At 67.9% G+C, this 11,132-nt stretch carries 10 protein-coding genes; 1 reads left to right on the plus strand and 9 read right to left on the minus strand.

The features are described from left to right. Positions 1-9 precede the first annotated feature (9 nt). From QMO14_RS14280 to QMO14_RS14290, 3 genes are all read right to left on the minus strand, one after another. Positions 10-1,281, minus strand: a complete 1,272-nt coding sequence (locus QMO14_RS14280; protein WP_301507859.1) for an Hsp70 family protein — start codon at positions 1,279-1,281, stop codon at positions 10-12. Between the two features lie 2 nt (positions 1,282-1,283). Beyond that, positions 1,284-2,831, minus strand: coding sequence for a lysine--tRNA ligase (lysS, locus tag QMO14_RS14285; RefSeq protein ID WP_301507860.1), 1,548 nt, complete (start codon positions 2,829-2,831; stop codon positions 1,284-1,286). A gap of 124 nt (positions 2,832-2,955) precedes the next feature. Beyond that, on the minus strand, positions 2,956-3,600 hold the full coding sequence (locus QMO14_RS14290; protein WP_301507861.1) for an LON peptidase substrate-binding domain-containing protein: 645 nt from the start codon (positions 3,598-3,600) through the stop codon (positions 2,956-2,958). Between the two features lie 49 nt (positions 3,601-3,649). Between QMO14_RS14290 and QMO14_RS14295 the strand changes: the two genes are divergently transcribed. Next, a complete protein-coding gene (locus QMO14_RS14295; RefSeq protein WP_301507874.1) occupies positions 3,650-4,210 on the plus strand; it encodes a YggT family protein in 561 nt (186 codons plus the stop codon). 90 nt (positions 4,211-4,300) lie between these two features. Here the strand turns inward: QMO14_RS14295 and accD are convergent, their stop codons facing one another. From accD to QMO14_RS14325, 6 genes are all read right to left on the minus strand, one after another. Then, positions 4,301-5,173: an acetyl-CoA carboxylase, carboxyltransferase subunit beta gene (gene accD / locus QMO14_RS14300; protein WP_019654097.1), complete on the minus strand. Its 873-nt coding sequence runs from the start codon at positions 5,171-5,173 to the stop codon at positions 4,301-4,303. Positions 5,174-5,197: 24 nt separating this feature from the next. Then, positions 5,198-6,043, minus strand: coding sequence for a tryptophan synthase subunit alpha (trpA, locus tag QMO14_RS14305; protein WP_301507862.1), 846 nt, complete (start codon positions 6,041-6,043; stop codon positions 5,198-5,200). Continuing rightward, the gene (trpB, locus tag QMO14_RS14310; RefSeq protein ID WP_301507863.1) at positions 6,043-7,329 is read right to left on the minus strand and encodes a tryptophan synthase subunit beta; all 1,287 of its coding nucleotides are present in this window, start codon (positions 7,327-7,329) and stop codon (positions 6,043-6,045) included. Before trpB ends, trpA begins: the two co-directional genes overlap by 1 nt. A 48-nt stretch (positions 7,330-7,377) precedes the next feature. Then, positions 7,378-8,079, minus strand: a complete 702-nt coding sequence (locus tag QMO14_RS14315; RefSeq protein ID WP_301507864.1) for a phosphoribosylanthranilate isomerase — start codon at positions 8,077-8,079, stop codon at positions 7,378-7,380. Beyond that, the gene (truA, locus tag QMO14_RS14320) at positions 8,076-8,888 is read right to left on the minus strand and encodes a tRNA pseudouridine(38-40) synthase TruA (protein ID WP_301507865.1); all 813 of its coding nucleotides are present in this window, start codon (positions 8,886-8,888) and stop codon (positions 8,076-8,078) included. The genes QMO14_RS14315 and truA overlap by 4 nt, the downstream gene beginning before the upstream one ends. Before the next feature lie 48 nt (positions 8,889-8,936). Further along, a partial coding sequence (locus tag QMO14_RS14325) for a FimV/HubP family polar landmark protein (RefSeq protein WP_301507866.1) occupies positions 8,937-11,132 on the minus strand: 2,196 nt, incomplete at its 5' end.

The raw sequence follows: 11,132 nt of genomic DNA on the forward strand, positions 1-11,132 counted from the left end.
TGACCGGGTTCAGGCCCGGCGCTGCGTGCTGGCCGCGCAGGCCAGCCCGGTGGCGACGCCGCCGAAGAGATCGCCTTCGACCAGGTTCACGCCCGCGAAGCTCCTGCGCAGGGCGTGCTGGAACGGGCGCAGCGCGGAAGAGCCACCGGTGAGGTAGATCGCGTCGAGGTCGTTGCTGCGCAGGCCCGCGCGCCTGACGCAGGCGTGGGCGCAGGCGATCACGCTTTCCAGCGGCGTGGCCAGTTGCCGGGCCATGTCGTCCGGTGTGAGGGAGGCCGCAAGGCCGCGCTCGGCGCAATCGAGGTCGATGGCGGTCGGGGCATCGGTCAGCGACACGTCGATCTTGGCCGCTTCCACCGCGCTCGCGATGCGGTGGCCGTGCCGCTCCTCGAGCACGGTCATCAGCCGGTCGTGCAGGCGCGTGTCGGCGTAGCTGGTGCGCAGATCCTTGGCCTGCCGCAGCGCCTTGGCGGCGTAGAGCCAGTTGATCAGGTGCCAGGACGACAGTTCGAAGAACACCTTGCTCGGCACCTCGCGTCCCTGCGGGCCGTGATGGCGAAAGCCGAACTGCGGCATCACGCGCTCGAGGTTCAGCCGCTGGTCGAAATCGGTGCCGCCGATGTGCACGCCGCTGGTGGCCAGCACGTCGTCGCTGCGGTCCTCGCGCGCGGCGCGCTCGGGGCCGACGCGCACGACGGTGAAGTCGGAGGTGCCGCCGCCGATGTCGACGATGAGCACGATCGACTCCTTGGTGATCCGCTGCTCGTAGTCGAAGGCGGCCGCGATGGGCTCGAGCTGGAACGAGATTTCCCGGAAGCCCGCCGCGCGCGCCGCGACGCGCAGGCTTTCTTCCGCGCGCTCGTCGCGCTTGGAATCGTCGTCCACGAAATGCACCGGGCGCCCGATCACCACGCGCTCGGGCATCTGGCCGAGCTCGCGGCTGGCGCGCGTGGCCAGTTCGCGCAGGAAGCGCGCGATGATGTCCTCGAAGCTCACGAGGCCGTCGTAGATCGCCGTCTTCTCCTGCATCAGCGCACTGCCGAGCAGGCTCTTGAGCGAGCGCATCAGCCGGCCCTCGGTGCCCGAGAGGTACTGGCCGATGGCGTCGCGGCCGAAATGGGTCGTGCGGTCTTCGGCGTTGAAGAAGATCGCGGTGGGCAGGGTGGTGGCCGTGCCTTCGATGGGCAGAAGGCGGGCTTCTCCGCCGACCCGGCATGCCACGGCGGAGTTGGAGGTGCCGAAGTCGATGCCGATCGTCGGCAGCGACGACGGTGAGGACACGCTCAAGATTCCCTGCGCAGCGCCGGGAACAGGATCACGTCGCGGATGCTCGGCGAGTCGGTCAGCAGCATCATCAGCCGGTCGATGCCGATGCCGCAGCCGCCGGTGGGCGGCATACCGTATTCGAGGGCGCGCACGAAGTCGTGGTCGTAGTACATGGCTTCGTCGTCGCCGCTGTCCTTGGCTGCCACCTGCGCGTTGAAGCGCGCGGCCTGGTCCTCGGCGTCGTTCAGCTCGCTGAAGCCGTTGCCGAATTCGCGGCCGGTGATGTACAGCTCGAAGCGCTCCGTGACCTCGGGACGCTCGTCGTTGGCGCGCGCCAGCGGCGAGATCTCGGTCGGGTGCTCCATGATGAAGGTCGGCTGCCAGAGCTTCTCTTCGACGGTTTCCTCGAAGTACAGCACCTGCAGGCTGGCGAGGCTGCGCTGCGAGAGCTTGTCCTTCTCTTCGCTCATGCCGAGCTTGCGCAGGGCGGCGATGAGCCAGGCGCTGTCGTCGACACCCTGCGCCACGCCTTCGGCGTCGGTGTACTTGAGGATCGCCTCGCGGATCGTCAGCCGCTCGAAGGGCTGCGTCAGGTCGACCGGCTTGCCCTGGTAGGTGAGCTGCTGCGTGCCCACGGCCTTGTCGGCGATGGTGCGGATCAGCGTCTCGGTGAAGTCCATCAGGTCGCGGTAGTTCCAGTAGGCCGCGTAGAACTCCATCATCGTGAACTCGGGGTTGTGCCGTACCGAGATGCCCTCGTTGCGGTAGCTCCGGTTGATCTCGAACACGCGCTCGAAGCCGCCGACGATCAGGCGCTTGAGGTACAGCTCGGGCGCGATGCGCAGGAACATCTCCTGGTCGAGCGCGTTGTGGTGCGTCTTGAAGGGCTTGGCGTTGGCGCCGCCTGGAATCGGGTGGAGCATGGGCGTCTCGACTTCGAGGAAGTCGTTGGACACCATGAACTCGCGCAGCGCGCTCACGGCCTTGCTGCGCGCGGTGAAGCGCTTGCGGGCGGACTCGTCGGTGATCAGGTCGACGTAGCGCTGGCGGTACTTCTGCTCCTGGTCGGCCATGCCGTGGAACTTGTCCGGCAGCGGGCGCAGGCTCTTGGTGAGCAGGCGCAGCTTCGTGACCTTGACCGACAGCTCGCCCGTCTTGGTCTTCATCAACGTGCCCTCGGCACCGAGGATGTCGCCCAGGTCCCAGCGCTTGAAGTCGGCGTACACGTCTTCGCCGACGGCATCGCGCGTCACGTAGAGCTGGATGCGGTCGGTGGCGTCCTGCAGCGTGGCGAAGCTGGCCTTGCCCATCACGCGCTTGAGCATCATCCGGCCGGCCACGCTCACCGAAACGGCTTGCGCTTCGAGGACTTCGCCCTCGGTGGCTGCATGTGCCTCGACGAGCGCCGCGGCGCGATGGCCGGGCTTGAAGTCGTTAGGGAACGCAACGCCTTTGCCCTCGGCCTGCACTGCGCGCAGCTGCGTGAGCTTTTCGCGGCGTTCTGCGATGAGCTGGTTTTCGTCGGCGGGGGCGGGAGGAGGCGAGGGGTTCTTTTGATCGGACATGGGAGGCGGATGGCGCGCAACCGGGAGCGTGCGCGGGGCTGGCATTTTAGCCGATCGGGTTTGAAGAAAACCTGCCCAGAGCGCCCGTCAATCCTGCGCCATACGCTATGAAAAGTAGAGCGGCCTATCCAGTGATGCCGGTGCGTGCGAGCAGATCGCTGACCAGCTCCAGCCGCATCAGCGGGCTGTCGAGTTCCATCAGCCGCTGGCGCAGCTCGAGCTGCATCGGCACCAGTTCGCACCAGCGGTTGGCCACCCAGCCGCAATCGTCGAAGTGGTAGGGCTCGGCGATGGGCAGCCGTACCGATCCGCCCTGGGCGCGCTTGCGCTCCTCGAGGGTGGCGACGAGGCGCTGCAGCGCTGTGGAGGTGTGCCGCAGGTCGTCTGGAATCTCGAGCGCGACGTCGTCGTTCACCGCCTCGACCTCTGCGACCCAGAGGCCGTGCTTCTGCAGTTCGTTGCTGCGGACGCGAAAGCGCTGAGTGCCCACGCATTCGATCTGCAGCAGGCCGCTTTGAGGAGACTCGAACTCGCGGATCATGGCCAGCGTGCCGATGGCGGCGAAGCTCTCGGCGTCGGCACCGGCCTTGCGCACCTCGCTGCCGCTGGTCAGGCTCACCACGCCGAAAGGGGCGTCGGCCTTGCGGCACTTGCCGATCATGTCGAGATAGCGGACCTCGAAGATTCGCAGCGGAAGCAGGCCGCCCGGAAAGAGCACCGTACCGAGCGGAAACAATGGCAGTGAATGCAAAAGGGGTTGTGTCGTCATCGAAGAGCCTTGCGTGGCTATCATCGCATTCCCCTCACGGCCGCGTCTCATGCTCTACCAGATTCCCTCGTTCCTCCTCGACGTGATCGTCGGTCTGCTCGGCGGCGCCTGCCTGCTGCGCCTGTACATGCAGTACCACCGCGTGCCTTTCGGCAACCCGCTCGGGCGCTTCGTGTTCGCGATCACCGACTGGATCGTGCTGCCGCTGCGGCGCATCGTGCCTTCCGTGAAGCGCTGGGACCTGGCAAGCCTGATCGCCGCATGGCTGCTGGTGATGCTGAAGTTCCTGCTGCTGTGGCTGCTGGTCGGCAACCTGGGGCGCATCGCGACACTGCCGCTGGTGTCGCTGGTGGGGCTGATGCAACTGGCCATCTCGGGCCTGACGGCGCTGCTGGTGGTCTACGCGGTGCTGTCGTGGATTCCGGGGGCTTCGCCGATGCTGCTCGACCTGATCTCCCGCCTGGCCGAGCCGCTGGTGCGGCCCTTTCGCCGCTTCATTCCGCTGATCGGCGGGGTCGACCTTTCGCCGTTGGCCGCGATCGTCGTGCTGCAGGTGATCGCGATCGTGCTGGGCAACCTGCTGGTGTTTGCTTACCAGCTGACCTTCTGAGCGCCTGAATTCCTGAATTCCCAAGCAAAAGGGCCCGGATGCATCGGCATCCGGGCCCTTTTGGTTTATCGCGTCAGTGTTTCGCTCAGCTCAGCTCACCGCATCGGCCGGCTGCCGCAGCAGCATCGCCAGTGTGTTCGCGATCGTCTTGCGAAGTTCGCGGCGGTCGCTGATGAAGTCGATGGCGCCCTTGGTCTGCAGGAACTCGGCGCGCTGGAACCCTTCGGGCAGCGTCACGCGCACGGTCGATTCAATCACGCGCGGGCCGGCGAAACCGATCAGCGCCTTGGGCTCGGCGATCACCACGTCGCCCACGAAGGCGAAGCCGGCCGACACGCCGCCCATCGTCGGGTCGGTCAGCACGCTGATGTAGGGCAGGCCCTTCTTTGCCAGGCGGGTGAGCGCGGCATTGGTCTTGGCCATCTGCATCAGCGAGAGCAGGCCCTCCTGCATGCGCGCGCCGCCGGTGGCGGTGAAACAGATGAAGGGCACCTTCTGCTCGATGGCGGTCTCGACGCCGCGCACGAAGCGCTCGCCGACCACGCTGCCCATGGAGCCGCCCATGAACTCGAACTCGAAGCACGCGACGACCACGCTGATGCTGTGCACCGAGCCGCCCATGACCACCAGTGCGTCGGTCTCACCGGTGTTTTCCAGGGCTTCCTTCAGGCGCTCGGGGTACTTGCGGCTGTCCTTGAACTTCAGCGCGTCGACCGGCAGCACTTCCTGCCCGACTTCATAGCGGCCCTCGGCGTCGAGGAAGGCGTCGAGCCGCGCGCGAGCGCCGATGCGGTGGTGGTGGCTGCAGCTGGGGCAGACGTTCTGGTTGTGCTCGAGGTCGGTCTTGTACAGAACGGTCTCGCAGGCGGGGCACTTGATCCACAGGCCCTCGGGCACCTGGCGGCGCTCGGACGGGTCGGTTTGGGCGATCTTGGCGGGTAGCAGTTTTTCAAGCCAGCTCATGGGGGCTCCTTGTGTTGGCGGTGATTATCGACCAGCGGCGTTCTTGGCCGTCGCGGCGGGCAGGGCGTCGAGCGCCTCGCGGATGCCCGCGAGGAATTCGCGCACCGCCGGCACGACCTTGTCGCGGGGCTGGTCCTCGATGAGTTGAATGATCCTGGTGCCGATGATGACCGCGTCGGCGGCCGATCCGACCGCCTGTGCCGTGCGGGCGTCGCGAATGCCGAAGCCCACGCCGACCGGAATGCCTACATGCTGGCGGATACGCGGAATCATCTGGCCGACCGCTTCGGCGTCGAGGTGGCCGGCGCCCGTCACGCCCTTGAGCGACACATAGTAGACGTACCCGCTGGCGATGCGCGCGACCTGGGCCATGCGCTCGTCGGTGCTGGTGGGGGCAAGCAGGAAGATCAGGTCGATGCCGGCGACCTTGAGGTCGGCGGCGAAGGCCTCGCATTCCTCGGGCGGATAGTCGACGACCAGCAGGCCGTCCACGCCGGCCGCGGCGGCGTCGCGGATGAAGGCCTTCTTGCCGTGCACCAGGTCGTAGCGCTCGACTGGGTTCGCATAGCCCATCAGCACCACCGGGGTGGTCGTGTCGATCTTGCGGAAGTCGGCGACGATGGCGAGCACCTGCTTCATGCCCACGCCCAGCGCCAGCGCGGCCTCGCCGGCCTTCTGGATCACGGGGCCGTCGGCCATCGGGTCGGAGAAAGGCACGCCCAGCTCGATCACGTCGGCGCCGGCCTCGACCATGCCGTGCATCAGCTCGGGCGTGATGTCGGCAAAGGGAAAGCCCGCGGTCACGTACGGCACGAGGGCGCGGCGGCCTTGCTTCTTCAGGGCCTCGAAGGTGGCTGCAATGCGGCTCATCACTTGCCTCCCTTCACGCTCAGGCCGCGCATCGAGGGGCGGTCGTAGAAGTCGACGCCCGACAGGTCGGCGACGGTGCCGATGTCCTTGTCGCCGCGGCCCGAGAGGTTCACCAGGATGGATTGGTCGGGGCGCATGGTCTTCGCGAGCTTCAGCGCGTGGGCCACGGCGTGGCTGGATTCGAGCGCGGGAATGATGCCTTCCGTGCGGCACAGGTAGTGGAAGGCGTCGAGCGCTTCCTTGTCGGTGACGCCGACGTACTCGGCACGGCCGATGTCCGCGAGGTAGGCGTGTTCGGGGCCCACGCCCGGGTAGTCGAGGCCCGCGCTGATGCTGTGGGTCTCGGTGATCTGGCCGTCGTCGTTCTGCAGCAGGTAGGTGCGGTTGCCGTGCAGTACCCCGGGGCTGCCGCGCAGGATGGAGGCCGAGTGCTTGCCGCTGTCGAGCCCTTCGCCCGCCGCCTCCACGCCGATCAGGCGCGTGCCCGCGAACGGAATGTAGGGGTGGAAGATGCCCATCGCGTTGCTGCCGCCGCCCACGCAGGCGACGACCACGTCGGGTTGCCTGCCCTCGGCCTCGCCGGTTATGCCGTCGGCGGCCAGCATGGCCGGCATCTGCTCGATGCATTCCGTGCCGATCACGCTCTGGAAGTCGCGCACCATGGTCGGGTAGGGGTGCGGGCCGGCGACGGTGCCGATGATGTAGAAGGTGTTCTCCACGTTCGTCACCCAGTCGCGCATCGCCTCGTTGAGCGCGTCCTTCAGCGTCTTGCTGCCTGATTCGACGGGCACCACGGTCGCGCCGAGCAGGTTCATGCGGTAGACGTTGGGGCTCTGGCGCTTCACGTCCTGGCTACCCATGTAGACCACGCATTCGAGGCCGTAGCGCGCGCAGATGGTGGCGGTGGCCACGCCGTGCTGGCCGGCGCCGGTCTCGGCGATCACGCGGGGCTTGCCCATGCGGCGCGCGAGCATCGCCTGGCCGATCACATTGTTGATCTTGTGCGCGCCGGTGTGATTCAGGTCTTCGCGCTTCAGATAGATCTGCGCGCCGCCCATCTCGCGGCTGGTGCGCGCCGCGTGGTAGATCGGCGAGGGGCGGCCGACGAAGTGCTTGAGCTCGTAGTGGAATTCCGCGAGGAAGGCCGGATCGTCCTTGAACTTCGCGTACGCATCGCGCAGTTCGTTGATCGCGTGGGTGAGCGTTTCGCTTGCGAAGGTGCCGCCGTAGTTGCCGAAGTGGCCGGTGGCGTCGGGTTGCTGGTAGTCCTGGAATTGGCTTTGCATGGTTCTCGATCGGTGGGCCGCAGCCCGACGAACGATCGGCTGCGGCGGCTAACTTGAAAAGGACGCGTCTGCAGCCCTGACGGCTGCGACGAACTGCCGGATCTTTCCGGCGTCCTTGAGGCCCTTGTTCCCGGGGCCGTCGATTTCGACGCCCGAGCTCACATCAACGGACAGCGTCTTGCAGCGCGTCCGCAGGCTGCGAATGCCATCGCTCACGTTTGCAGGTGTGAGCCCACCACTCAAGACGAGGTGAGCGTCGACGGCGGGTGGAAGAAGTGACCAATCGAATGCCTTGCCGCCACCGCCATAACCTTCGACGTGTGCGTCGAGCAGGATGGCCTGGGCGTGGGAGTAATCGGACGCGTATTTTACGAGGTCGAAGCCGGCCCCGGCAGCCCCCAGCGGAATGCGGGCGGCGCGCATATAGCGGAAGCGGCCCGGACCGGTGGCTTCCTCGCACTGCTGGGGCGTCTCTTCGCCGTGGAACTGCGCGATGGAGCCCTTCACCTGGGCGAGCGATGCTATGACTTTGGGAGCGTCCTCGTTCACGAACAGAAGAACGGGCGTGATGAACGGGGGCAGACGCGAGGCCAGTTCGGCGGCGCGGTCGAGCGTCACTGCGCGAGGGCTCTTCGGGTACAGGACGAAACCGATGGCATCTGCCCCAGCTTCGACTGCCGCGTCCACGTCGGCCTCACGGGTCAGGCCGCAGATCTTGATGCGGGTTCGGGGCAGGGAAGGCGCGCTCATGGCGGGCCATCATACGGAGCCCCGCCGGCCTGCAGCGTGGCCTCGGCCGGCAGACCCCACTTGGCGTCGTACAACGGACCCATGAAATACAGGCCGTCGGCTGAGAAGGTGGGGGCCGCCGCGTCGCGGCTGCGTGCCTCGAGCACCTGCGAGATCCATTCCGGCCGTTCATCGCCGCGGCCGACGCGCACGAGGCAACCCATCAGGTTGCGGATCATGTGGTGCAGGAATGCATCGGCCTCGAACTCGAAGTGCCAGCGGCAGCGTTCACCGTCGCCGACGCGCGTGATCCCGATGCGCCGCAGATCCTTGACCGGCGAGCGAGCCTGGCAGGCGGAGGCACGGAACGAACTGAAATCGTGCTGGCCGACGAGCAGCGCGGCTGCCGCGCGCATCGCATCACCGTCGAGCGGGTGCATCGACCAGCCGACCCGGCCCGTGTCGAGGCTCGGCCTCACGGGGGATTGGGAGAGCACGTAGACATAGCGACGGGCGAGAGCACTGGCACGGCAGTGGAACTCGTCCGGCACCGGGTGCGCCCACTGCACTGCGATGTCGTCGGGCAGGAAGCGGTTGGTGCCGCGCATCCAGGAGAAGGGTTCGCGCTGAACGGGGGTGTCGAAATGCACCACCTGCATCAGCGCATGGACGCCCGAGTCGGTGCGTCCGGCGCACAGCGTCCTGATGGGCTGCGCAGCGAACTTCGTGAGGGCCGCTTCGAGCTTGTCCTGCACCGTGCGGCCCGAGGGCTGGCTCTGCCAGCCGTCGTACGCCTGGCCGTTGTACCGGATGCCGAGCGCCAGCCTCACGAATTCAGGGGACCGAAGAAGAGCGAAGAGCGGGCCGGCGAAGCCCGATCAGCGCAGTTCCGCGAGCAGTTGGCGGGCTTGCGACTTGAGGTCGCCAGCGCTTTCTGCTTCGACTTCCTCGACCAGCGAGCGGGCGCCTTCGACGTCGCCGATGGCTTGCAGCTCACGGGCCAGCGACAGCTTGACGGCGTGCGGGCTGTCGTCGCCTTCGTCGCCGTGCACGGAGGCAGGAGCAGCCGTTGACCTGGTCGGCTCGGCCGGGCGCGACGCCGGCAGGCCGGCCAGCGCGCTCATGTCGAACTCGATGAAGCCCGAGTCGGCCGGCAGCGCGTTGCGCAGCATGGCGGGACGGGTGTTGTCGGCATCGTTCAGGCTCAGCGAGCCGGGCATTGTGTCTGCCGACAGCGCGCCGGGGGCGGTGTCGAAATCGTTCTCGAGGTCGACTGGCGTCGTCGGGGCATGGCCGTTCGACAGGGGCGGCGCGGGGCGTGCCGTCGTCGGAGCGGGTGCGTAGGCCGACTTCGGCAGGCTGGCGCCGACCGGTGCGTGCTGCTGGGCGGCCGGCTGCTGGACGGCCGGTGCCGGAGCGGGCGCCGGCGGGGTGGTCAGGTCGAGGTCGAAGTCCAGCGGTGCGACCGAGGGCACGAAGGCGGGCGGTGCCACTGCCACCGGGGGCGGAACCACCGGCGCCGGCTTGGCTGCTGCTGCCAGGGCGCCTGCGAAGGCTGCAGTTTCGGCGGCGCTGGCACCACCGCTGCGCGGAGAGCCCGGTTCGTACAGCGGGTTGCCCGGATCGAGATCCTTGCCCATGTCGACCACGCGGTTCCAGTCGGAGCCCACGCCGCCCGTCAGCTTGTGCACTTCGGTGGCCAGGCTTTCGTAGGCGCGCACGTCGCGGCGCTTGGCGTGGATTTCGAGCAGCTTCAGGTGGATGGCGGTGCGGTCCGGGTTCAGGCGCAGCGCCTCGCGCAGGATTTCCTCGGCCTGCAGGTCGCGGCCGTAGGCCAGGTACACGTCGGCTTCGGCGACCGGGTCGACGTCGCCCGCATCGAGCTGGCTCGGCGAGTACGACAGCGACGAGACGGTGGAGTCGCCGCGGTGCTTGGTGTCCACCGATTCGCCACCGCTGGCACCGAAGAACGAGTCTTTCGGAATACGGCTTTCGAGGAACACGCTTTCGCTCATCTCCTCGCGGCGGCGGCCCAGCACGCGATACAGCAGGAAGCCGATCAGCAACGCGATCAGCGCGGCGCCCGCCAGCATCAGCGGGTTGTCCATCAGTTCCTCGAAGAAGGTGGGTTCCGGCGGCGGGGGCGGCGGAGCAGGCTTCTTCACGGCCGGCTTCGGCGCGGCGGCCACAGCTGCGCTCGCGGCTGCCGTTGCGGGAGTCGCGGTGCCATCGGCTGCCACTGGCGGCGGGGCGGCCGGTGCTGCTTCAGCCGGAGCGGCGGCCGGGGCAGCAGGTGCTGTGGCCTGAGTCGTGGCTTCTGGCGTAGGTGCGGGGCTCGGGGCTGCCGCTGCCGGGGCGGCCGGAGCAGGCGCGGGGCTGGCGACAGGAGGCGCAACCGTGGCGCTGGTGTTGGGGGCCGGAACCGGAATGCCCGGCGTCGCCGGTGCCGGCGCAGCGGCGGCTGGTGCTGCTGCGGCGGCGGAACCGGTGCCGGTCGCTGCCTTGAGCTTGTTCAGCTCGTTGATGTTCTTCGACAGTTCCGCGACGCGGTTGTTGCTGTCCTGCGCCTGGCGGTTCTGTGCGACCTTCTCGTCGGCTGCCCGGCTGGCAGCGTTGCCTTGCGAGATGGTGAGCTTGTCGGGCGAACTGGCCGCGGCATTGCGGTCTTCGACATTGGCCTGCACCTTGCCTGTGGCCTTGCGGCTCGCTGCGGCCACGTTGGTGGTCGGTGCGTTGTCGGCCAGACGCTGGCGGTAAGCGCCGAAATCGCGGCTTTGCGCGGTAATCTTGCGGCGGGCCTCGGCCGGCGGAACGGCGGATGCCTCGGCGGCGCTCGGCAGGTCGAGCACGGCACCTGCGCGCATGCGGTTGACGTTGTCGCCGATGAAGGCATCGGGATTGGCCATCAGCAACGCGACCAGCATCTGGTCGAGCGAGACGTCGGCGGGCTTGTAGGTCGCGGCGATCTTGCCTGCGGTGTCTCCGCGCTGCACCGTGACCTGTTCGCCACCGCCACTACGGGCAGGCGCGGCTGTGGCCGGCGCGGCCGCGGCGGGCGCCGTTGCAGCAGGCGC

Source organism: Variovorax sp. CAN15, assembly GCF_030462475.1.
Taxonomy (GTDB): Bacteria; Pseudomonadota; Gammaproteobacteria; order Burkholderiales; family Burkholderiaceae_C; genus Variovorax.

Coding starts and splice junctions, on each gene's coding strand:
- lysS (WP_301507860.1), bottom strand. CDS start 2,831: ATGTCCGATCAAAAGAACCCCTCGCCTCCTCCCGCCCCCGCCGACGAA.
- QMO14_RS14290 (WP_301507861.1), bottom strand. CDS start 3,600: ATGACGACACAACCCCTTTTGCATTCACTGCCATTGTTTCCGCTCGGT.
- QMO14_RS14295 (WP_301507874.1), top strand. CDS start 3,650: ATGCTCTACCAGATTCCCTCGTTCCTCCTCGACGTGATCGTCGGTCTG.
- accD (WP_019654097.1), bottom strand. CDS start 5,173: ATGAGCTGGCTTGAAAAACTGCTACCCGCCAAGATCGCCCAAACCGAC.
- trpA (WP_301507862.1), bottom strand. CDS start 6,043: ATGAGCCGCATTGCAGCCACCTTCGAGGCCCTGAAGAAGCAAGGCCGC.
- trpB (WP_301507863.1), bottom strand. CDS start 7,329: ATGCAAAGCCAATTCCAGGACTACCAGCAACCCGACGCCACCGGCCAC.
- QMO14_RS14315 (WP_301507864.1), bottom strand. CDS start 8,079: ATGAGCGCGCCTTCCCTGCCCCGAACCCGCATCAAGATCTGCGGCCTG.